The 23086-nt window shown below is 54.2% G+C and carries 18 protein-coding genes, 2 tRNA genes and 3 rRNA genes; 10 read left to right on the top strand and 13 right to left on the bottom strand.

What is annotated here, in order from left to right:
* Positions 1 to 19 precede the first annotated feature (19 nt).
* The 5 genes from KGFNPO_RS17615 to KGFNPO_RS17595 all read right to left on the bottom strand — a co-directional run bounded on the left by KGFNPO_RS17615 (position 20) and on the right by KGFNPO_RS17595 (position 4607).
* On the bottom strand, positions 20 to 529 hold the full coding sequence (locus KGFNPO_RS17615) for a hypothetical protein (RefSeq protein ID WP_472632510.1): 510 nt from the start codon (positions 527 to 529) through the stop codon (positions 20 to 22).
* A 183-nt stretch (positions 530 to 712) separates the two neighbouring features.
* Complete coding sequence (locus KGFNPO_RS17610) at positions 713 to 1588, bottom strand: NYN domain-containing protein (RefSeq protein WP_472632509.1); 876 nt, start codon at positions 1586 to 1588, stop codon at positions 713 to 715.
* A gap of 49 nt (positions 1589 to 1637) precedes the next feature.
* Positions 1638 to 1862 (bottom strand): VF530 family protein, encoded by a 225-nt coding sequence (locus tag KGFNPO_RS17605; RefSeq protein WP_472632508.1) that lies wholly within the window; start codon positions 1860 to 1862, stop codon positions 1638 to 1640.
* Positions 1863 to 1880: 18 nt separating this feature from the next.
* The gene (locus KGFNPO_RS17600; protein ID WP_472634524.1) at positions 1881 to 4076 is read right to left on the bottom strand and encodes a YgiQ family radical SAM protein; all 2196 of its coding nucleotides are present in this window, start codon (positions 4074 to 4076) and stop codon (positions 1881 to 1883) included.
* A 318-nt stretch (positions 4077 to 4394) separates the two neighbouring features.
* Complete coding sequence (locus KGFNPO_RS17595) at positions 4395 to 4607, bottom strand: SlyX family protein (RefSeq protein WP_472632507.1); 213 nt, start codon at positions 4605 to 4607, stop codon at positions 4395 to 4397.
* 217 nt (positions 4608 to 4824) lie between these two features.
* Between KGFNPO_RS17595 and KGFNPO_RS17590 the strand changes: the two genes are divergently transcribed.
* Entirely contained in the window at positions 4825 to 5019 is a 195-nt protein-coding gene (locus KGFNPO_RS17590; RefSeq protein ID WP_472632506.1) for an oxidoreductase-like domain-containing protein, read from the top strand.
* Here KGFNPO_RS17590 and KGFNPO_RS17585 read toward each other — a convergent pair.
* The gene (locus KGFNPO_RS17585) at positions 5000 to 6775 is read right to left on the bottom strand and encodes an allantoate amidohydrolase (protein WP_472632505.1); all 1776 of its coding nucleotides are present in this window, start codon (positions 6773 to 6775) and stop codon (positions 5000 to 5002) included. The two genes, KGFNPO_RS17590 and KGFNPO_RS17585, sit on opposite strands and share 20 nt — an antisense overlap.
* Positions 6776 to 7744, bottom strand: a complete 969-nt coding sequence (gene puuE, locus KGFNPO_RS17580) for an allantoinase PuuE (protein WP_472632504.1) — start codon at positions 7742 to 7744, stop codon at positions 6776 to 6778.
* 205 nt (positions 7745 to 7949) lie between these two features.
* On the opposite strand from puuE, the gene uraH reads away from it, so the two are divergent.
* The 4 genes from uraH (at position 7950) to KGFNPO_RS17560 (ending at position 11600) form a co-directional block, all read left to right on the top strand.
* On the top strand, positions 7950 to 8303 hold the full coding sequence (uraH, locus tag KGFNPO_RS17575; protein ID WP_472632503.1) for a hydroxyisourate hydrolase: 354 nt from the start codon (positions 7950 to 7952) through the stop codon (positions 8301 to 8303).
* 113 nt (positions 8304 to 8416) lie between these two features.
* Positions 8417 to 8980, top strand: coding sequence for an alkyl hydroperoxide reductase subunit C (gene ahpC, locus KGFNPO_RS17570; protein ID WP_472614180.1), 564 nt, complete (start codon positions 8417 to 8419; stop codon positions 8978 to 8980).
* Positions 8981 to 9192: 212 nt separating this feature from the next.
* On the top strand, positions 9193 to 10755 hold the full coding sequence (gene ahpF, locus KGFNPO_RS17565; protein ID WP_472632502.1) for an alkyl hydroperoxide reductase subunit F: 1563 nt from the start codon (positions 9193 to 9195) through the stop codon (positions 10753 to 10755).
* 314 nt (positions 10756 to 11069) lie between these two features.
* Positions 11070 to 11600, top strand: coding sequence for a hypothetical protein (locus tag KGFNPO_RS17560; protein ID WP_472634555.1), 531 nt, complete (start codon positions 11070 to 11072; stop codon positions 11598 to 11600).
* A gap of 23 nt (positions 11601 to 11623) precedes the next feature.
* Here the strand turns inward: KGFNPO_RS17560 and rrf are convergent.
* From rrf to KGFNPO_RS17535, 5 genes are all read right to left on the bottom strand, one after another.
* Positions 11624 to 11736, bottom strand: a 5S ribosomal RNA gene (gene rrf / locus KGFNPO_RS17555).
* A 170-nt stretch (positions 11737 to 11906) separates the two neighbouring features.
* Positions 11907 to 14781 (bottom strand): 23S ribosomal RNA (locus KGFNPO_RS17550).
* A 393-nt stretch (positions 14782 to 15174) separates the two neighbouring features.
* A tRNA-Ala gene (locus KGFNPO_RS17545) sits at positions 15175 to 15250 on the bottom strand.
* Between the two features lie 41 nt (positions 15251 to 15291).
* Positions 15292 to 15368, bottom strand: a tRNA-Ile gene (locus tag KGFNPO_RS17540).
* Between the two features lie 152 nt (positions 15369 to 15520).
* A 16S ribosomal RNA gene (locus tag KGFNPO_RS17535) occupies positions 15521 to 17053 on the bottom strand.
* Together the 16S, 23S and 5S rRNA genes with 2 tRNA genes alongside form the textbook arrangement of a ribosomal RNA operon.
* Positions 17054 to 17741: 688 nt before the next feature.
* Between KGFNPO_RS17535 and KGFNPO_RS17530 the strand changes: the two genes are divergently transcribed.
* Entirely contained in the window at positions 17742 to 17918 is a 177-nt protein-coding gene (locus KGFNPO_RS17530; protein ID WP_472632501.1) for a hypothetical protein, read from the top strand.
* Between the two features lie 100 nt (positions 17919 to 18018).
* Here KGFNPO_RS17530 and KGFNPO_RS17525 read toward each other — a convergent pair whose 3' ends face one another.
* On the bottom strand, positions 18019 to 19047 hold the full coding sequence (locus KGFNPO_RS17525; RefSeq protein ID WP_472632500.1) for a LacI family DNA-binding transcriptional regulator: 1029 nt from the start codon (positions 19045 to 19047) through the stop codon (positions 18019 to 18021).
* Positions 19048 to 19737: 690 nt separating this feature from the next.
* Between KGFNPO_RS17525 and KGFNPO_RS17520 the strand changes: the two genes are divergently transcribed.
* The 4 genes from KGFNPO_RS17520 (at position 19738) to gcvH (ending at position 23086) form a co-directional block, all read left to right on the top strand.
* Positions 19738 to 20502: an L-asparaginase gene (locus tag KGFNPO_RS17520; protein ID WP_472632499.1), complete on the top strand. Its 765-nt coding sequence runs from the start codon at positions 19738 to 19740 to the stop codon at positions 20500 to 20502.
* Positions 20503 to 20673: 171 nt separating this feature from the next.
* Positions 20674 to 21300: a YitT family protein gene (locus KGFNPO_RS17515; protein ID WP_472632498.1), complete on the top strand. Its 627-nt coding sequence runs from the start codon at positions 20674 to 20676 to the stop codon at positions 21298 to 21300.
* Between the two features lie 126 nt (positions 21301 to 21426).
* Complete coding sequence (gene gcvT, locus KGFNPO_RS17510) at positions 21427 to 22542, top strand: glycine cleavage system aminomethyltransferase GcvT (protein WP_472632497.1); 1116 nt, start codon at positions 21427 to 21429, stop codon at positions 22540 to 22542.
* A 163-nt stretch (positions 22543 to 22705) separates the two neighbouring features.
* Positions 22706 to 23086 (top strand): glycine cleavage system protein GcvH, encoded by a 381-nt coding sequence (gcvH, locus tag KGFNPO_RS17505; protein ID WP_472632496.1) that lies wholly within the window; start codon positions 22706 to 22708, stop codon positions 23084 to 23086.

Raw genomic sequence — 23086 nt, 5'->3', positions numbered from 1 at the left:
GCGCGCAAACAATTGCTGGCTAGCGGGTGCGAATTTCGGCGAATTCTTCGATGCTGCCCAGCTTGATGGTGATCGGGTTGAGGGTGATGGTCGGCTGCATCGGACGCCAGGCGAATTGCCATGCTTGCTGCGTCGCCTGCGCGGCCGGTCCGGTAAAAATCGCGCCCAGCGGGCTGCGTTTGCCGTAACTGATGGCGCCGTCGATGCCGGCCCAGTTCGGCAGCGCGCGCTGGACTGCGCGGTGCAGGCGCTCGCCGAATTTTTCGGTGTGGTGTATCACCAGGCAGGCATCGCTGCCGGCGAAGGTCTTGAACAGGTTTTCATCCCAGGCTTGGGCGAAGCTGACGGTCAGGAAGTTGGGCGCCATCGCAGAATTGAGCCGGATGGCTGGCGACTGCAGCGGCGCGCCAGGGTTCTGATCGGTGGCCGGTTGCAGGCGGAATTCGCCCAGGGTCAGGCAGCGCTGCAGCACCGCGTTTGGTGCATACAGGTAGAGCGTGGCCGGACGTTGATAATCTTTGTTTGGCATGTGTGGTTCTTAAGAAAATGAAAAGGTGCGCGTGCAAATCTGACTGATATTACGCACTTCACAAGCAGAGCGAGCCGGAATTGGCAGGTTGGGTTTGCGATAGGGTAACCCGGCATTCCCAGGCGCAAATGTCGGGTTACGCGATGAAGCTGCTCACCCAACCTACGGCGCTTTCAGGTTGACTCAGTCTTCCAGCGCCGGCAGGCGTATCGTGTATTGGCCGGATTTTTCGTCGCGCACCATTATCAGCAGATTCTGTTTTTGCGCATCTTCCACCAGTTGCCGGAACGAGCGGTAGCCGTAGGCAGATTCGGTGAAGCCGGGTTTGCGCCGCTTCATGGTTTGCTTGACCATCGAGCCCCACAATTTTTCTTCTTCGCCGCGTTCGGCGATCAGCGCTTCGATGGTTTCGATGATGAAGTCGAGCGCCTCGTGCCGCTTGTCGTATTCCTGCTTGTCTTCTTGTCTGTATTCCTGTTTGTCTTCTTGTTTTGGCAGTGCCGCTTTGGTCTTGTCGTTCTTGTCATTGCTGACAGCTTTGACCGCGACTTTCTTCTCGACCGGCTTGCGCTTCGGCTTGGCGTCGCGCACCAGGTCGTCGTAAAAGATGAATTCGTCGCAATTGGCCGACAGCAGGTCGGACGTCGAACTCTTGACGCCGATGCCGATCACGTATTTATTGTTTTCGCGCAATTTCGACACCAGCGGCGAAAAATCCGAATCGCCGCTGATGATCACAAAGGCGTCCACATGCGCCTTGGTGTAGCACAGGTCGAGCGCATCGACCACCATCCGGATGTCGGCCGAATTCTTGCCGGACATGCGCACATGCGGGATTTCGATCAACTCGAATGCCGCTTCATGCATCTCGCCCTTGAATTCCTTGTAGCGCTCCCAGTCGCAGTACGCTTTTTTGACCACGATGCTGCCTTTGAGCAGCAAGCGTTCCAGCACCATGCGGATATCGAATTGCGGGAATTTGGCATCCCGCACGCCCAGCGCCACGTTCTCGAAATCGCAAAATAATGCCATGTTGGTGACTTCTGGTCGACCTGCCATCGTGAATTCCTTTTGTTGTTGTTAGTAGTGCAGGCACGACAGGCCTGCACTATTTGATATCGTTCCGGCTAACGTAAATCTGTTCCACCAATGTTCTGGCCCACGGCGTCTTGCGCAGGAAGGTCAGGCTCGATTTGATGCTGGGGTCGCTCTTGAAGCAGCGTACATCGACTCTGCTGGCCAGGCCGTCCCAGCCGTAGCGGGCCACCAGTTCGGTCAACAGTGCTTCCAGCGTGATGCCTTGCATTGGATTATTCGATTGTGCTTTGGTCATGTCGTCGTTCTATAAATATTACTTGCGCCCGCTTCTCTGGGTGTTTCTTTGCACGTTGCCGATGCTGCTGGCATTTTTGCGCGGGGCGTGGCCGGCGGCCGATTTTGCCGGCGACGGTTTGCTCGATGGCGTCGACGGGGCGGCGGGTTTGGCCTTGAAGGCGACCTTGCCGACAGGGCGGCTGGCGCTGGCTTGTCTGGTTATTTTGGCGCTGCCCAGGCCGCCATCTTCCGACGATTGCCAGGCCGGAATCAAATGCCGTGGGCCGTTGCCGATCAGGTCGGTGCGTCCCATGCGTTTCAAGCCTTCGCGCAGGATCGGCCAGTTGGCCGGATCATGGAAACGCAGGAAAGCCTTGTGCAATTTGCGGATCTGGCCGCTGCGCGCAGTTTCCACCACTTCCGAATCTGCGCTGATTTTGTGCAGCGGATTCTTGCGGGTGTGGTACATGGTGGTCGCCATCGCCATCGGCGTTGGCACGAAGGTTTGCACCTGATCCAGCTTGAAATCGTTTTTCTTCAGCCACAGCGCCAGATTCAGCATGTCTTCATCGGTGGTGCCGGGATGGGCGGCGATGAAGTACGGAATCAGGTATTGCTTCTTGCCGGCTTCCTTGGAGAATCGGTCGAACATTTCCTTGAAAGTGTCGTAGTTGCCGATGCCGGGCTTCATCATTTTCGACAGCGTATTTTGTTCGGTATGCTCCGGTGCGATTTTCAGCAAGCCGCCGACGTGATGCGTGACCAGTTCCTTCACGTATTCGGGCGAACGGATTGCCAGGTCATAGCGCAGGCCGGAACTGATCAGCACTTTCTTGACGCCGGGAATCGCGCGCGCCTTGCGATAGACCGAGATCAGCTTGCTGTGATCGGTGCCGAGATTGCTGCAAATAGTCGGATACACGCAGGACAAGCGGCGGCAGGATTCCTCGATGCTCTTGTCCTTGCAAGCCAACCGGTACATGTTCGCAGTCGGGCCGCCGAGGTCGGAAATGGTGCCAGTGAAGCCCTTGGTCTTGTCACGGATTTCTTCGATTTCGTGCAGGATCGACGGTTCGGAACGGCTCTGGACGATGCGGCCTTCGTGCTCGGTGATCGAACAGAAAGTGCAGCCGCCGAAACAGCCGCGCATGATATTGATCGAGAAACGAATCATTTCCCAGGCCGGGATGCGGGCGTTGCCGTAGCTCGGATGCGGGCCGCGTGCATACGGCATGCCGTAGACACCGTCCATCTCGTCCATTGCCAGCGGCAGCGGTTGGGGGTTGAGCCAGACATCGCGCTCGCCATGGCCTTGCACCAGCGCCCGCGCATTGCCGGGATTGGATTCCAGATGCAGAATGCGCGACGCGTGCGCGTACAGCACCGGGTCCATGCTGACTTGCTCATACGACGGCAGCCGGATCACGCTCTTGTCGCGTTGTTCCTTCTGCGCGGCCTGGCGTTCCTCGCGCGACAGAATCAGGATCGGCTTGCCCACGGGCTCGGCGGCAGCGCTGTTGCTGGCGCAGGATTCCTTTTCCGGTATTTCCGCATACGGGCTGATGGTCGGCTCGATGCGGCCCGGAGTATCGACCCGGGTCGAGTTGGTCTCAACCCAGTCGTCAGCCGGCAACCAGCCGCGTGGCACCATGAAAGCCGTGCCGCGCAGGTTGCGGATCGATTTGATCGGCTCACCGGCCGCCAGCCGATGCGTCAGATCGACCAGCGCCCGTTCGGCATTACCGTACAACAAAATATCGGCTTTGGAATCCGGCAACACCGAACGCTTGACCTTGTCGGTCCAGTAATCGTAATGCGCGATGCGGCGCAGGCTGGCCTCGATGCTGCCGATCACGATATTGGTGTCGGGATAAGCTTCGCGGGCGCGCTGCGCATACACCACCACTGCACGGTCGGGCCGCTTGTTCGGTTCGCCATTGGCGGTGTACGCATCTTCGGAGCGGATCTTGCGGTCGGCGGTATACCGATTGATCATCGAATCCATATTCCCGGCAGTCACGCCGAAATACAGATTCGGCCGGCCCAGCGCACGAAACGCCTCGGCCGAGTGCCAATCGGGCTGACTGAGGATGCCGACCCGGAAGCCCTGCGCCTCCAGCAAGCGCCCGATCAAGGCCATGCCGAAACTGGGATGATCGATATAGGCGTCGCCCGTGATCAGGATCACGTCGCAACACTCCCAGCCAAGTTTATCCATCTCGGCACGCGACATCGGCAGGAAAGGTGCGGCCGCAACCCGTTCCGAGCGTTTTTTTACGCTGGAAAACAGGTTGGTCGGGGCGTGTTTGGGGGCAATAGTGAGTGCGTTCATATCGGCCGGATTGTACCGCAGGCGTCTAAGGTGCGCTGCAGGCGCGACTGGCCTGCACAGAACAATCGCATAAAGGCAAAGCGTGTCCACGAAAAGCACGAAAGACACGAAAATCCTTCTATCGCACTCGTAAGGAGGGTGCTTTGCCCTCTTTCGTGCTTTTCGTGTCTTTCGTGGACAATGCTTTTAATGTTTTGCATGCGCCGTGCGTAACATTCGCTAATAGTGCGGCGGCCTTTCGTTGGCGCTATTGGCGCTGCCGTCCTGATCGCTGGCCGGTTCCTTGATCAGCCGCGCCAGTGCCGCGCACAAGGTTTCCAGCTGGTCTATTTTTTGCTGCTGGCGATATACCAGCGTATTCAATGTTTCCAGCAAATCTTCCTGACGGGTGAGCTTGATCTCGATTTCCATCATGCGTGCTTCGGGGTTCATGCGTATTTCTCCTTCTGATATGGGTGGCGTATTATTACAGAATTGATGGGAGTATGCCTTAAAACAGTGCAATTACCGCATGTTTATATTGCGTAACAAAAATATACAAGACACTGTATATGCTTAAAATCAAAGCCTGCAACCGGCTGCTCCGAGTTTTTCCGATCTGCGTTAACATGGTGGCTCATCCTCAGCCGACACCTCACCAGACCTCACCATGAATAAACCAATTCCCCCAGCCGACGGCGAATGCTGCGAAAACGGCTGCGATCCGTGCGTTTGGGATACGTATTATGCAGCGCTGCGGGCTTGGGAAGAACAACAGGCGGCGCTCACTGCATTCCCTCTCTCCAGCCCTCTCCCGCAAGCGGGAGAGGGGGCGGAATGCGTCGCTACGCGACTTTCACGTTAAAACTACGCAAAAAATCCAGAAAAATCTGCGCGGCAATCTCAGCATCGTCCGCCGTCATGGTTTCCAGCGGATTGTGGCTGATGCCGCCGTTGCCGCAACGGATAAACAGCATCGCGACATCGGTGATCTTGGCCAGCATCATCGCATCGTGGCCGGCCCCGGAAGGCAGCGCAATTGCCGGAACGCCGGCCCGTTCGGTGGCAGCCGCCAATTGGCGCATCAGCCACGGCGCGCACGGCGCGGCGGCCGAGATTTCGACGCGCTCCAGCGCAACCTCGATATTGCGGCGGGTGCAAATCGCGGCGATCTCCTTGAGCACGTCGGCCGCCGCCGCATCGCGGGTGGCATCATCGGCGGCGCGAATATCCAGCGATAAATTGCAGGCTCCGGGAATCACATTGATCGAACCGTGCGGCACCTGCAACTGGCCGACGGTGCCGACCAGAGTCGGCGCCTGACTGCAACGCTGCTCGACCAATAAAATGATTTCGGCCGCCGCTGCTGCCGCGTCGCGTCGCATCGTCATCGGCGTAGTGCCGGAATGGCTAGCCACGCCGGTCAGCGCAACCTGATAGCGCAGCGAACCGGCGATCGAGCTCACGATTCCGACCGGCGCCTCGCGCCCGAGCAACACCGGCCCCTGTTCGATATGGATTTCGACAAAACCCAGCAGATCGGCCGGATTGCGCGCACTGGCGGCAATCTGCGCCGGATCGTGACCCGCTGCGATTAACGCAGCGCGCATGGTCACGCCGTCGGCGTCAACCTGTTCCAGCAACGTCGGATCGAACTGGCCGATGACCGCGCTGCTGCCCAAAAATGTGCTGTTGAAGCGCACCCCTTCCTCTTCCGCAAAGCCGATTACTTCCAGGTGAAACGGCAATTTTTCACCGCGTTCATGTAACTGGCGCAGCACAGCAATCGGCAGCAGAATTCCGGCCCGGCCATCGTATTTGCCGCCGTTTCTGACGGTGTCGTAATGCGAGCCGGTGAGCAGTGTTTTAGCGTGCGGGTCGTCGCACCGATAGCGCCCGACCACGTTGCCGACCGCGTCGATTTCGGTCTGCAGGCCGGCGCTGCGCATCCATTCGGCCAGTTGGGCGGCGGTGTCGCGGTGCGCTGGCGTCATGAACGCGCAGGTCAGGCCGTCTTCACTATCGCTCCAGGCCGCCAGCGTTTCGGCCCAGGCCAGAACGGTGTGGCCGAATTCCAGCGTGTGGCCGAGCAGATCGTTCAGGCGCAGTTCGGCAATGCGGCCGATCTGGCGCAGGGATTCGGCCAGTTCGTCGGCGCGCTGATGGCGCAGCCGGCGTTTGAAAATTGCGATGATCGCTTGCCGCGATAGCCCGCGCCCATCCGGCCCCTTGACCGCGACGATGAAGGGAAAGCCGAACTGGGCGTTGTAATCGGCATTCAGTTGCTGCAGCGCGGCTAACTCTGTCGGGCTGCAGTGATTCAGGCCGGCTCTGGCTTGCTCGCTGCGCGACTCCGCAGTCAGTGCGCCGGCCAGCGCCGCCTTGCTGGCGAGTTCAGGATGAGCGCGAATCAAGCCCAGTTGCTCGGCTTCGGGTGCGTTTCTGAGCACATCTTGCAACGCCAGTTTCAGCGCCGCCAGCGTGGCAAAAGGCCGCTGCGCCGCCGCCCGCTGCGCTACCCACGGCGAATGTTCGTAGATGCCTTGCAGCAGCGCGACGAAAGTGGTGGTGTTGCAGCTGTTGAGTTGGGCTAATGTGGTGGTGACGGCCATTGGATGCATCTATTTACTCCCTTGTTCGCAAAACGGATGCACCGCGCGCCAGTGCTGCGCGATGTCGATCCGGCGCGTAATCCAGACCTTGTCATGCGACTGTACGTAATCCAGAAAACGCGCCAGCGCCGCGATCCGTCCCGGGCGTCCGACGATGCGGCAATGCAAACCGATCGACAGCATTTTCGGCTGATCCAGACCGTCTGGATCGCCTTCCGCATACAGCACATCGAACGCATCTTTCAGATAATCGAAAAACTGGCTGCCGGAATTGAAACCCTGCATGGCGGCGAAGCGCATGTCGTTGCTGTCGAGCGTGTAGGGCACCACCAGATGCGGCTTGGTGGCGGGTTTTCCGTCTGCACCGGTGATCGCGACTTGCTGCCAGAACGGCAGATCGTCGCCGTAATAATCCGAGTCATAGCTAAAACCGCCATGCTCTACCACCAGTTTGCGGGTATTGGGCGAATCGCGTCCGGTGTACCAGCCGGCTGGCGCGGCACCGGTCAATTCGGTGATGATCTGCACTGCTTCCTGCATGTGGGCGCGTTCGGTCGCTTCATCCATCTGCTGGTAGCTGATCCAGCGCAGGCCGTGGCAGGCGATCTCGTGGCCGAGCGACTGGAACGCCGCGACGGCTTCCGGATTGCGCTGCAGCGCCATTGCCACGCCAAAAATTGTCAATGGCAGTGTGCGTTCTTCAAACAAGCGCAATACCCGCCACAAGCCGGCGCGCGAACCGTATTCGTACAGCGATTCCATGCTCATGTGGCGCATCGCGAATGCTTGCGCGCCGATGATTTCGGACAGGAAAGTCTCGGACGCCGTATCGCCATGCAGCACGCAGTTTTCCGAACCTTCTTCATAATTCAGCACGAATTGCAGCGCCAGCCGCGCACCGTTCGGCCATTGCGGGTGCGGCGGCGCGTGGCCGTAACCGGTCAGGTCGCGGGGATAGTTTGCGTCAGTGTCGGTCATGCGTTACCTCTCGGGTTGTAACCAGCATGTTGATATAGTAAATGATGTTAAGCACAAAAAATGCAGTCCACGAAAAGCACGAAAGACACGAAAAACTTTCTCTGCCACGGGCAAAAAATGCGTTTGCATTCTTTCGTGATTTTCGTGCCTTTCGTGGACAATGCTTTTCATTTGCCGCACAACCGTTCCGAGATAGGGAGTCACGATGGGAAAGCTCACCACGCATGTGCTGGATGTCGCGCAAGGCAAGCCCGGCGTCGGGGTCAGGATCGAATTGTATGGATTACAGAATAGCGACAGAATCCTGCTTAAAACCGTTGCCACCAATCAGGATGGCCGCTGCGATACGGCGCTGCTGGAAGGCGGCGCGCTGCATATCGGCCAATATGAACTGGTGTTTTTCGCCGGCGATTATTTCGATCTGCAAGGCGTGTCATTGCCGAACCCGAAATTCATTGACCGGGTTTGCATCGCTTTTGGCATCGCCGACCCTGATCAGAATTACCACGTACCGCTGCTGGTGTCGCCGTGGGCGTATTCGACTTATCGCGGTAGTTGATCTTCCGTATGATAGGCATAGACAATCAATACTATATATTTAATTAATTTTACAAATAATAAGGATCGTCTTATTATGATCACTCATTACTTCAACCCGCAAAGGAAACCACCATGTCTTTAATCAATACTGAAGTTAAACCGTTCAAAGCAACTGCTTTTCATAATGGCAAATTCGTTCCAGTAACCAATGAAGATCTGAAGGGAAAATGGTCGGTATTTGTGTTTTATCCAGCCGACTTCACATTTGTTTGCCCAACTGAATTGGGCGACTTGGCTGACAACTATGCAGAATTCCAGAAGATGGGCGTTGAAATTTACAGCGTTTCCACTGACACGCACTTCGCGCACAAAGCCTGGCACGATACTTCCGACACCATCGGCAAGATCACCTACCCGATGCTGGGCGACCCAACCTTGGCACTGGCACGCAATTTTGAAGTGCTGATCGAAGAAGAAGGCTTGGCCTTGCGCGGTACTTTCGTTGTGAATCCAGAAGGCCAGATCAAAGTCATGGAAGTGCATGACAACGGCATCGGCCGTGACGCTAAAGAATTGCTGCGTAAAGTGCAAGCCGCACAATACGTTGCTGCCCATCCAAATGAAGTGTGCCCTGCAAAATGGACACCAGGTGCCGCAACATTGACACCATCGCTGGATTTGATCGGCAAGATTTAAGCCGTAGAGGCGAGCCTCGCGCTCGCCTGCCAACATCGTTCGACCGTTCGCGTGGGCACAAAAAACGTGCCCACGCTACGCAGCTGTTAAAAATATATGCCCGAGTATGATTAAAAACATGCCATTTACCGCATATATATTGTGCGTATTTTAAAATACCCGGTAGCAATGAAGCATCACCCCGAATCACCGTTGTGAAATATGAGGCAATCATGCTAGAGAACAATCTCAAAACCCAGTTGAAGACTTATCTGGAAAAAGTGACGCAGCCAATCGAACTGGTTGCCTCCCTTGATACCAGCGATACCGCACGTGAAATGCAGTCGTTGTTGCAAGAAATTACTACTTTATCCGACAAAATCAGCTTGATCGAACGTTTTGATGACGCCGAGCGCAAGCCGTCGTTTTCGATCAACCGCGCCGGTGCCAACATTGGCATCCGCTTTGCCGCCATTCCGATGGGGCACGAATTTACCTCCCTGGTATTGGCATTGCTGCAGGCTGGCGGCCATCCGCCCAAAGTCGAGGCCGATGTCATTGAACGCATTAAAGAGCTCGATGGCGATTATCAGTTTGAGACTTATGTTTCGCTGACCTGCCAGAACTGCCCGGAAGTTGTGCAATCGCTGAACCTGATGGCGGTGCTGAACCCGCGTGTGCGTTCCGTGGTGATCGACGGCGCCTTGTTCCAGGATGAAGTCGAGAAGCGCGAAATCATGGCAGTGCCGACGATTTACCTGAATGGCAAAGTCTTCGATCAAGGCCGTCTTGGCGTGGAAGAAATCCTCGCCAAACTCGATACCGGCTCGGCCAGCCGCGATGCTGAAAAAATCAACGCCAAAGAACCGTTTGACATGTTGATCGTCGGCGGTGGGCCGGCCGGCGCTGCTGCTGCAGTCTATGCGGCGCGTAAAGGTATCCGCACTGGCGTGGTGGCGGAACGTTTTGGCGGTCAAGTGCTGGACACAATGGCTATCGAAAATTACATCTCGGTGCCGGAAACCGAAGGCCCGCGCTTTGCCGCCGACCTGGAACGTCATGTACGTAGTTACGATGTCGATATCATCAATTTGCAGCGCGCCGAAAAACTGGTGGCAGGCGATCTGATCGAAATCAAATTGGTCAGCGGCGCAGTGCTCAAAGCCCGGTCAGTGGTACTCGCTACCGGTGCCCGCTGGCGCAAAATTAACGTGCCCGGCGAGCAGGAATACCTGAACCGCGGCGTGGCGTACTGTCCACATTGCGATGGCCCCTTATTCAAAGGCAAGCGGGTATCGGTCATCGGCGGCGGCAATTCCGGCGTCGAAGCAGCGATCGACTTGGCTGGATTGGTCAGCCATGTGACATTACTGGAATTCGGCGCTGAATTGCGCGCCGATGCGGTATTGCAACGCAAGTTGCATAGCCTGCCGAATGTCACCGTCATCACCAGCGCCCAGACCACTGAAGTGCATGGCGACGGTAAAAAAGTCACCAGTCTGAGCTACAAGGATTTGACCGCCGACGCGCTCAAGTCGGTCGAACTGGAAGGCATTTTCGTGCAAATTGGCCTGGTGCCGAATACCGAGTGGCTCAAAGGCACGGTTGCGTTGACACGGCATGGCGAGATCGAAGTCGATGCACGCGGCCAGACCTCGATTCCCGGCGTCTTCGCTGCCGGCGATGCCACCATCGTGCCGTTCAAGCAAATCGTGATTGCAGCGGGCGATGGTTCCAAGGCTGCACTCAGCGCGTTTGATTATTTGATCCGCTCGTCGGCACCGGCAGAATCCTAACGCCTGATTCTCCGCGTTAAAAAAGCCGGAACAGCGTACCTTGCGCTGCTCCGGCTTTTTTTGAGCGTATTTTTAACGAATGCTCAGAATTTTTCCGCGGCACTGACTTGTTCGCACGGATTGCCCAGCAAAGCCGAAATCGACGCTTGCTGCTGTTTCAGCTTGAGCGCCACGCGCATAATAACAGGTACGGAATGTGTATCCGCAAGCGCCCATAAATCAACTTAAATTCCTCTGTTAGCCCGTCGCTAAGGCAGGCGGACCCGTCGTCTTGGCGAGATTTTTGGCGCTGGCATTAATAACTTTTACTGTCTATGCAGAGCACCAACTCCTTCCATATCAGCTGGGACATCACGTATCTGCCGACGCAGGTCAAGGGCATCTATTTTTACCTGTATTTGTTCATGGATATTTTTAGCCAAAAAATAGTTGGTTGGCAGATCTATGACATAGAAAGCAGTGAGTTGGCCGGCGTAGTCATGCGCGATATTTGCGCACGGGAATGCATCGCACCGGATCAGGTGGCACTGCATTCTGACCTTCACCATCCTGCGCCGTATTGCGCCGTAATGCGCTCAACCTGTTCAAAAGCGACACCACCACGAAACGCGGCATCAGCAACAAGCAACAGAAAGCTGGCTGGAAGGTTAATTACCTTGGCAAGTTACTGGGTTAAACAACGGACCCTTCATGCAATCGCCCTGCTTGTGCGGGCGTATTGCCTATTTTCTGAAAGCGGATGCGGAGTCATGCTGCGGGGGTTTAGTGCGGTAGTTGAGCAAGCGGCGTTGAATACTGAAGGGTATTTACGCGTGGGTGCGCATAAAAAAACCCCCATACGATGAGTACGGGGGTTTTAGGAATAACAGCCTGACGATGACCTACTTTCACACGTGTTGACGCACTATCATCGGCGCGAAGTCGTTTCACGGTCCTGTTCGGGATGGGAAGGGGTGGTACCGACTTGCTATGGTCATCAGGCATAACTTGTAACATCGTTTGCTACTGCGTATATCGTATTTCTACGAGTGTGCATGTCAGCAAGCGACGCAATCTGGAAGAAGTAAAGGTATATTATTTTTTGGGTTGTGACTACCAAAGTTGGCAAACACAAGTGTTACACATTGATTTCTATAACCTGCCAAGGTTATAGGGACAAGCCTTACGGGCAATTAGTACTGGTTAGCTTAACGCATTACTGCGCTTCCACACCCAGCCTATCAACGTCCTGGTCTCGAACGACCCTTCAAGGAGCTCAGGGCTCCAGGGAAATCTCATCTTAAGGCAAGTTTCCCGCTTAGATGCTTTCAGCGGTTATCTCTTCCGAACTTAGCTACCCGGCAATGCCACTGGCGTGACAACCGGTACACCAGAGGTTCGTCCACTCCGGTCCTCTCGTACTAGGAGCAGCCCCCTTCAAATTTCCAACGCCCACGGCAGATAGGGACCAAACTGTCTCACGACGTTTTAAACCCAGCTCACGTACCACTTTAAATGGCGAACAGCCATACCCTTGGGACCGGCTACAGCCCCAGGATGTGATGAGCCGACATCGAGGTGCCAAACTCCCCCGTCGATATGAACTCTTGGGAGGAATCAGCCTGTTATCCCCAGAGTACCTTTTATCCGTTGAGCGATGGCCCTTCCATACAGAACCACCGGATCACTATGTCCTACTTTCGTACCTGCTCGACTTGTCAGTCTCGCAGTTAAGCACGCTTATGCCATTGCACTAACAGCACGATGTCCGACCGTACCTAGCGTACCTTCGAACTCCTCCGTTACACTTTGGGAGGAGACCGCCCCAGTCAAACTGCCTACCATGCACTGTCCCCGATCCGGATAACGGACCAAGGTTAGAATCTCAAACAAACCAGGGTGGTATTTCAAGGTTGGCTCCACGCAAACTAGCGTTCACGCTTCAAAGCCTCCCACCTATCCTACACAGATTGGTTCAAAATTCAATGCAAAGCTACAGTAAAGGTTCATGGGGTCTTTCCGTCTAGCCGCGGGTAGATTGCATCATCACAACCACTTCAACTTCGCTGAGTCTCGGGAGGAGACAGTGTGGCCATCGTTACTCCATTCGTGCAGGTCGGAACTTACCCGACAAGGAATTTCGCTACCTTAGGACCGTTATAGTTACGGCCGCCGTTTACTGGGACTTCAATCAAGAGCTTGCACCCCATCATTTAATCTTCCAGCACCGGGCAGGAGTCACACCATATACGTCCACTTTCGTGTTTGCATAGTGCTGTGTTTTTATTAAACAGTCGCAGCCACCAGTTTATTGCAACCCTTTCATCCTTCCCCCGCAGGGGGGTCAAACTACCAGGGCGTACCTTATCCCGAAGTTACGGTACCAATTTGCCGAGTTCCTTCTCCCGAGTTCTCTCAAGCGCCTTAGAATACTCATCTCGCCCACCTGTGTCGGTTTGCGGTACGGTCTCGTATGACTGAAGCTTAGAGGCTTTTCTTGGAACCACTTCCAATTGCTTCGCGAACAAGTCCGCTCGTCTCAACCCCTTGAATTACGCTGCCGGATTTGCCTAACAGCCTTCTACAAGTCAAGAACCGGCACTTCCAACCGCCGGACAACCTTCTGTGATCCGTCCCCCCATCGCATCATACGACGGTGCAGGAATATTAACCTGCTTCCCATCAGCTACGCATCTCTGCCTCGCCTTAGGGGCCGACTCACCCTGCTCCGATGAACGTTGAACAGGAAACCTTGGGCTTACGGCGTGGAGGCTTTTCACCCCCATTATCGCTACTCATGTCAGCATTCGCACTTCTGATACCTCCAGCATCCTTTACAAGACACCTTCGCAGGCTTACAGAACGCTCTCCTACCATATCCTTACGGATATCCGCAGCTTCGGTGACTGGCTTAGCCCCGTTACATCTTCCGCGCAGGACGACTCGATCAGTGAGCTATTACGCTTTCTTTAAAGGATGGCTGCTTCTAAGCCAACCTCCTGACTGTTTTAGCCTTCCCACTTCGTTTTCCACTTAGCCAATCTTGGGGACCTTAGCTGGCGGTCTGGGTTGTTTCCCTCTTGACGCCGGACGTTAGCACCCGACGTCTGTCTCCCACGCTCGCACTCATCGGTATTCGGAGTTTGCAATGGTTTGGTAAGTCGCGATGACCCCCTAGCCATAACAGTGCTCTACCCCCGATGGTGATACGTGAGGCACTACCTAAATAGTTTTCGGAGAGAACCAGCTATTTCCAAGTTTGTTTAGCCTTTCACCCCTACCCACAGCTCATCCCCTAATTTTTCAACATTAGTGGGTTCGGACCTCCAGTGCGTGTTACCGCACCTTCATCCTGGCCATGAGTAGATCACTTGGTTTCGGGTCTACACCCAGCGACTAAATCGCCCTATTCGGACTCGATTTCTCTACGGCTTCCCTATGCGGTTAACCTTGCCACTGAATGTAAGTCGCTGACCCATTATACAAAAGGTACGCAGTCACGGAACAAGTCCGCTCCTACTGTTTGTATGCACACGGTTTCAGGATCTATTTCACTCCCCTTCCGGGGTTCTTTTCGCCTTTCCCTCACGGTACTGGTTCACTATCGGTCGATATCGAGTATTTAGCCTTGGAGGATGGTCCCCCCATGTTCAGACAGGATTTCTCGTGTCCCGCCCTACTTGTCGCAAGCTTAGTACCACAATAAACATTTCGTGTACGGGGCTATCACCCTCTATGGCAGCCTTTTCCAAAGCTTTCCACTATGTCTACTGCTATTGCTTGCAGGCTCTTCCCATTTCGCTCGCCGCTACTTTGGGAATCTCGGTTGATTTCTTTTCCTGTAGCTACTTAGATGTTTCAGTTCGCCACGTTCGCTTTGCACACCTATGTATTCAGTGTGCAATGACCTTTCGGCCGGGTTTCCCCATTCGGAAATCTGCGGATCAAAGCGTGTTTGCTCGCTCCCCGCAGCTTATCGCAAGCTACTACGTCCTTCATCGCCTGATATCGCCAAGGCATCCACCATGTGCACTTATTCACTTGTCCCTATAACGTTGGCTTCTAACCCGATAGTGCTGTTCATGCACGGATTAAAAACCGGTTATAGGATATTTCTATGAGTATTACTTTAGCGTTTGCCGTATTGCAAGGAATTTGTATTTAAAACATCTTAACAAACTCACTTTTAATACTTTTTTGATTTGATACAATCACAACCCATCAAGTCATACAGGTCTATCCATGTGCACGTCTGGCATTGCTGCCGCGATATTGCTATCAACGTGCGCATCGATTTATCCATACTCCTTGATAAATCTTTACTTCTTCCAAATTTTTAAAGAACGAAACAGCTAATGGCTTAAGAAACCAAACCTGAATTTTTCATGCACTTCTTACTTTCGCATGGGTGACTCAGGTTTGTATTCTTGATCAATTACGTGGTGGAGGTTGACGGGATCGAACCGACGACCCCCTGCTTGCAAAGCAGGTGCTCTCCCAGCTGAGCTAAACCCCCCAGATATGCGCACTTACAATCAACACATAATCTTTGTCGTATGGTAGGTCTGGTTGGACTCGAACCAACGACCCCTGCGTTATCAACACAGTGCTCTAACCAGCTGAGCTACAGACCCGCTTGGATCAGTGCTTGGTCAGCTCTGCGCTGTTGCCTGTGCGGCCTTTCTTGCACAACGCACACGCCGGCAGTCCAATTACTGTTCATTGCTGCTCTTCTTTTTCATAACAGTCGATAAGTGTGAACACTTGACTTGGGCACATACTCTAGAAAGGAGGTGATCCAGCCGCACCTTCCGATACGGCTACCTTGTTACGACTTCACCCCAGTCACGAATCCCACCGTGGTAAGCGCCCTCCTTGCGGTTAAGCTACCTACTTCTGGTGAAACCCGCTCCCATGGTGTGACGGGCGGTGTGTACAAGACCCGGGAACGTATTCACCGCGACATGCTGATCCGCGATTACTAGCGATTCCAACTTCATGTAGTCGAGTTGCAGACTACAATCCGGACTACGATACACTTTCTGGGATTAGCTCCCCCTCGCGGGTTGGCGGCCCTCTGTATGTACCATTGTATGACGTGTGAAGCCCTACCCATAAGGGCCATGAGGACTTGACGTCATCCCCACCTTCCTCCGGCTTGTCACCGGCAGTCTCATTAGAGTGCCCTTTCGTAGCAACTAATGACAAGGGTTGCGCTCGTTGCGGGACTTAACCCAACATCTCACGACACGAGCTGACGACAGCCATGCAGCACCTGTGTTACGGCTCTCTTTCGAGCACCCTCTGATCTCTCAAAGGTTCCGTACATGTCAAGGGTAGGTAAGGTTTTTCGCGTTGCATCGAATTAATCCACATCATCCACCGCTTGTGCGGGTCCCCGTCAATTCCTTTGAGTTTTAATCTTGCGACCGTACTCCCCAGGCGGTCTACTTCACGCGTTAGCTGCGTTACTAAGTCAATTAAGACCCAACAACTAGTAGACATCGTTTAGGGCGTGGACTACCAGGGTATCTAATCCTGTTTGCTCCCCACGCTTTCGTGCATGAGCGTCAGTGTTATCCCAGGGGGCTGCCTTCGCCATCGGTATTCCTCCACATATCTACGCATTTCACTGCTACACGTGGAATTCTACCCCCCTCTGACACACTCTAGCCATGCAGTCACAAATGCAGTTCCCAGGTTGAGCCCGGGCATTTCACATCTGTCTTACATAACCGCCTGCGCACGCTTTACGCCCAGTAATTCCGATTAACGCTTGCACCCTACGTATTACCGCGGCTGCTGGCACGTAGTTAGCCGGTGCTTATTCTTCAGGTACCGTCATTAGTAACCCTTATTAGGAGCCACCGTTTCTTCCCTGACAAAAGAGCTTTACAACCCGAAGGCCTTCTTCACTCACGCGGCATTGCTGGATCAGGGTTGCCCCCATTGTCCAAAATTCCCCACTGCTGCCTCCCGTAGGAGTCTGGACCGTGTCTCAGTTCCAGTGTGGCTGGTCGTCCTCTCAGACCAGCTACTGATCGTGGCCTTGGTAGGCTTTTACCCTACCAACTAGCTAATCAGATATCGGCCGCTCCACGAGCACAAGGTCCTTGCGAATCCCCTGCTTTCCTCCGTAGATCGTATGCGGTATTAGCGCAACTTTCGCTGCGTTATCCCCCACTCGAGGGTACGTTCCGATATATTACTCACCCGTTCGCCACTCGCCACCAGAGCAAGCTCCGTGCTGCCGTTCGACTTGCATGTGTAAGGCATGCCGCCAGCGTTCAATCTGAGCCAGGATCAAACTCTTCAGTTTAATCTCTGTTTTATGTCATTGCTGACATGGTCCGTTTTACCAGACCGGTCGCTCACTCAAAATACTGACAGGCTCTTCCTGAAGTTGCCTCCAAAAAAATCCTATTCTTCTTCTGTGCGAGCATTTGATATTTTAAGTTCACCCCAAACGCTTGCGCGTCTGACGTGGCGCCTTCATCAAGTGCCCACACTTATCGACTGTTAGTTGTTAAAGATCTTTCTTTTCTCCGTCAGCTCTGGTATCTTCACCCGGGCCAACCAGACTGCAAAGCGTTTTGTTTGCAGCACTGAAGAGGGCAGATTATGCAGCGTTTTTCTTACTCAGTCAACATTTCTTTTCCGTCCCGCACCGCGCAAACTCCAACTCCCTGCACTCCGCGTTTCGTCCAATTCCGTCAACTTCCGCTGCCACTTCTCTTCCTGCCTTTACCCCGCCTCTCAGCGGGAGCCGAACTATATCAAACGTTGCGGAACTTTGGCAAGCGCTTTTCTAAAAATGCATGCATCCCTTCCTTTTGGTCGGAAGTGGCGAACCAGGCCCGCATCAATCGCATCTGAACTAATTACTTACATGATATTTTTTGCACACCATTTGGTGTCATGCCAGTTATCGCGTACTCTATATATAAAGCGGCAGAATCTACAGTATCGGCCGCCCCCTAATTTCAACACAGACCCGGGACTCTCCATTGGCCAAGCCTAATTACCAATTCGAAAAGCGTCAAAAAGACCTTGCAAAAAAACGCAAGAAAGAAGAAAAATTACAGCGCAAGTCGATACCGAAGACCGATGCTGCAGATGAGGACACTTCCAGCGAAGGTGAAGTGCAGCCAGATGTCGACGCTAATCCGGCGCCCGGCCAGTAATACAGTAATAGTTAATTGCGTACACTCTTAAGCGCGCCAGAGACATCTGCTGGCGCGTCGCAACAACGTAATGTCTTCCATTACACCATCAGCGACGTATTCAGATCGCGTATTTACAGAGCAGTTGTATCGGCATCGAAGTGATATCGGCGAGCTGCTTTCCTGCGTTAATCTGCAGCAACGCATCCACGACCGAACTCAACAGGGTCGGTATGTGCTGCGCAATCAGGTAATCGATTACCTCATCCTTGAGCAAATTACTGCTCTCAGAATTAAATTCGTGCGCTATATACAGCAGATTACTGCGGCCGCAATCCTGTACGGCCTTGGCCAAGCTGCGGTTGTCGCCACTCAAATCATATAGCGCACTGATATCGGACCGCCCCGACAGCACCTCGCACAAGGCCTGATACGTATCCTCTGCATCATCCTCACCTTTGACAATCTCAAAAAGATTTATCTGCGGGTGGCGTTGCCGCAATAAGGCGCGGCAGCCGATTTCCCTATCTTCATGGCTGCGGTAAGAGACGCTATTCACCACCAGTGCCACATTGGCGACAGGCAAGTGTTTCAGGTGACTGCCTATTAGAAAAGCCGCTGTTTGCCCTGCGGCGCGATTATCAATCCCGACATGACAATGACGCGCATCAGCGTCGACATCGGTATTAAAACTCACAACCGGAATCTGGCGTCGCTTGAGAACGCGCAGGCGGTTGCCGACCAGTTCGGTATTTCTGGCAGAAATCGCCACGCCATCGCATTTCTCTCCGATAGTCGCCAGGTAGTCACTCAATTTTTCATCTTCATTCGCGGAAAACCGCACCACGCCAAGCTTGCAACCGCGTAATCGAAATATCTCTGTGGAATCGGCCAGCGCCGCTTCCAAGGCGTCGGCAAATGCATCGCTGCCTTGTACGCAAAACTGGAAATATCTGCTTGCAACCGGTGCCGCAGGGCTGGATACGCTAGCGTCGGTGGCGGTTTTTTCCAGCTCTACAATGACCCGTGCGACCAAGTCGCGGGTGCGCGGGTGAACCCCAGGTCGGTTGTTGATCACGCGGTCGACCGTGGCACGACTCAGTCCGGAGGCTTCCACGATTTCATTCAACGCTGCTCGTCTTCGCATCATTTTGATCCTTTTTTATTCTACTGATGCACTTAAACTCATCGGAATTACATTGAGGCGAGAGTCTACCGGCTACAGGGCATCTTGCAAAGTGGTTCAACACTAGATGGGCTGCACGCAAAATTGCATAAGAAATAGAGAAAGAAAGCTTGAACGACTACGAACATGCAATTCACATATTGTTTTTTCTGGAAAATGATTCGAATTAGATTCTTTTATCTCAACAAATAAATCATAATGACATTTAATAAATTTCATATTTATCAAAGATAAATTAATTTTGATATCGTCATAAATCATTGTTAGCGATCACAACTCCTATAAATTGCAATTTCAGGCAAATAAATTTATAAAATCTTAAATAGATAAAAACAAACTCATTTCCCATCATTTTTATCTCATTACGCAATATTTCCGCAGCAGATCCAATCGACATGCTTTTGCATGTTTTTTACGCAGGGTGAATTGCCATTGACACCAGAAACCGGTGCTGCAACGCGTTACAATCGGGCTCTGAACTCGACAACACAGCTGCAGCGGGCTATTTCCAACTTCTATTCCGGCATTTGTCGCAGCTCTACGAAGTAATATGTACTGCTTACTGTATTTTTATTCACGCTTTAAATACATGCGGGAAATGCACATTTATTACTTATACTCCCACTATTTATCTAATATTGAAACTGCTTTAGCATGCAACCGATCGCTCCCGGCACCGTCGTTTTTCACCGTTTTCGCGGATATGGGGTTCTGACTGCGGTAAATTTGCTGTCAGGCTGGGTATCGGTGCGCTTCGGCCAGGAATCGCACACGCTCGATCTGTGCCTGTCGTCCGACCAGTTGCAGCAGGCAGATGGCGAGCCGATCCTGTTTCGCCGTAATCCGCCCGAGCGCATGCCGCATGCGCGTCTGATGGCGATGGTGCGCGCCCTGCACGGTGCCGGTTATCAGCGGCTGTATCTGTATTCGTGGCCGAAACCGTCCGGCTTGCATTGGCATTGGCACCTGTTTACCGGTGCGCGCAACTGGAACGCGCGGCCGCTGCGCGCCGGCTGGTCCGGCTCCGGGGCCGATTACATCTTTAATCCGGTGCTGGGCTGGAGTGATGCGCCGGGAGCATCGACTGCGGAATTGATTCAGGCTTTGGCGCAATTCGATCCGGAAGGCCTGGCGCATGCGCTCGGCCATGATGCCGATCACAGCGCATGGTTTGCCGCTATCTGCGACGCCTTGCTGCCGGATTATGCTTACAGCTTTGGCTGGGAAGCGCCGAATGCCGCAGCGGCATCTGCCAGCCTGGCCGGCGCAGCGCTGCAGGTCATGCCGGTGCGTCAGGGATGGCCTGCTTACAGTGGCGCTGCATTGCCGTTGGCGCCCGGCTTGCAGCATCTGAATCGGCCGCACAACATTTTTCCTTCCCTCAAAAGTGGCGCCGAGTGCCTGTTGCGCGGAGCTTGAAGTCTTCTGAAAAGCAGCGCTTTCATTGGTAATAATTACGTACTGCCGTGATGGATTCCAATCACATCGGCATCTATCACGATGTGCGGTTTTGTGCGTTAATGTCGGATTTTCCTTGCCGGAGAATCCTCTTTCACGGATTCTTGCATCCATTCTGATCGCGCCATCCTGATGACACCCGTCGCCATTATTCCTCCCGTCCTTCCTCCCACCCACAGCCTGTTTGAAGACATTCTGGCGCTCCTGATCGGCACTCTGTTTGTCTCGCTCGGCATCGCCATGTTCAACCAGGCAGGGTTGATCACCGGCGGTACTGCTGGCCTCGCGTTTCTGATCCATTACACCACCCAGATTCCGTTCGGCACGGTATTTTTCGTCATCAATCTGCCGTTTTATTTCCTCGCGGTGCGGCGCATGGGCTGGCGTTTCACCATCAGGACTTTTTGTGCGGTGGCGTTGGTGTCGGTGTTTTCCAGCTTGCACCCGCAGTTTGTGCATTTCAGCGCCTTGACGCCGTTCTATGTCGCGTTGATGGGTGGATTTCTGATGGGAACCGGCTTCATCGTGCTGTTTCGCCATCAGGCCAGCCTGGGCGGCGTCAACATCCTCTCGCTCTACCTGCAAGACAAATACGGGATTCGTGCCGGCAAATTGCAAATGGTCGTCGATGTCGTCATCGTGCTGGCTTCGCTGCTGGTGGTCAACCTGACTGCGTTGCTGGCTTCGATTCTGGGTGCGGTGGCGCTGAATCTGGTCATCATGCTGAACCATCGCCCCGGCCGTTACATGGCGGTATGAACCGGTGTCGGCCCGCTTCAGGCGGACACCGTCCAAAATTTGACACCTGCGACTGCTGCGCATATATTTTGAATTCTTGATTGGAACAGGGCAGCCATGCTGCTGCCGAAACGACGCGAGGTTTCCATGACGCTTCAAGCGACTCCCCTTAACGCTGCGCACCGTGCCGCTGGCGCCCGCATGGTCGATTTCGGCGGTTGGGACATGCCGGTCAACTACGGCTCACAAATCGAGGAGCACCTCGCGGTGCGCAACGATTGCGGCATGTTCGACGTTTCGCACATGTGCGTGGTCGATCTGCAGGGCGCCAATGCACGCGCTTTTCTGCGCGGCCTGGTCGCCAACAATGTCGATAAATTGCAAATACCCGGCAAGGCGCTGTATTCCTGCATGCTGAATACCGACGGCGGTGTAATCGACGATCTGATCATTTATTTCTTCAGCGAAAACTGGTTCCGGCTGGTGGTCAATGCCGGCACCGCTGAAAAAGACCTGGCCTGGATTTCGGCCCAGAATAACAAAACCGGCAGCGGCCTCGTCATCACCCAACGCCGCAGCGGCGCTGACGCGCTGGCGCTGATTGCGGTGCAGGGACCGAATGCACGCGCCAAGGTATGGCAGGTCTTGCCGCAAACGCAAACCGCCAGCGCGCAATTAAAACCGTTCAATGCAGTCGTGGTGGCCGACGCGCCGTTCGGCGAAGTGATGCTGGCGCGCACCGGTTACACCGGCGAAGATGGCTTCGAACTGGCCTTTCCGGCCACGCAAGCCGAAGCGTTGTGGAATGCGCTGGCAGCGGCCGGCGTCAAACCCGCCGGTCTGGGCGCACGCGACACGCTGCGGCTGGAAGCCGGCATGAATTTGTACGGTCAGGACATGGATGACACCGTCAACCCGCTCGACGCCGGTCTGGCCTGGACTATCGATCTGGTCAGCGCACGCGATTTTGTCGGCAAGGCAGCGCTGCTGGCCAAAGGGCAACAGGCGCAATTTCTCGGTCTGATCCTGCGTGAAAAAGGCGGCGTGCTGCGCGCCCACCAGAAAGTCGCCACCGACAAAGGGCAGGGCGAAATCACCAGCGGCACTTTCAGCCCAACCCTGCAGCAAGCGATTGCGCTGGCACGTTTGCCGCTGGGCGTGGTGCCTGGCGACACAGTGCAAGTTGAAATCCGCGACAAGCAACTGACAGCGGCGGTGGTCAAACTACCGTTTGTACGCCACGGCAAAATTCTGATTTCCTGATCTCCACATGTCGCGTTATTCAATAGAAAAAACATGGAGTATATGCAAACTTATTATTGTTCATATGCGGTAACCGATGCAGCATCTATGAGTATATGTAGTGATCAGTAAAGTGCATCATACGCACCAGTACTAAAAAATTTTCTATTTCTGGAGTTAAAAAATGAACATTCCCGCCGAACTCAAATACAGCGAATCCCACGAATGGGCGCGCGCCGAAACCGATGGCACGATCAGCGTCGGCATCACCGAATATGCGCAGGATGCGCTGGGCGACATCGTGTTTGTCGAATTGCCGATAATCGGCCAGCAGCTGACAGCCGGCAAAGATTGCGCGGTGGTGGAATCGGTCAAGGCGGCCAGCGACATTTATGCGCCGGTCAGCGGCGAAGTGGTGGCGGTCAATGATGCACTGGGCGACGAACCCGAGCAAATCAACCAGAACGCTTATGCAGCCTGGCTGTTCAAACTGAAGCCGGCCAAGCCCGGCGACTTGGATAGCCTGCTCGATGCGGCGGCCTACCGCACCAAAATCGACGCCTGA

This window comes from Gelidimonas diazotrophica (genome assembly GCF_055694025.1).
This window is presented reverse-complemented; position numbering and strand designations above follow the sequence as displayed.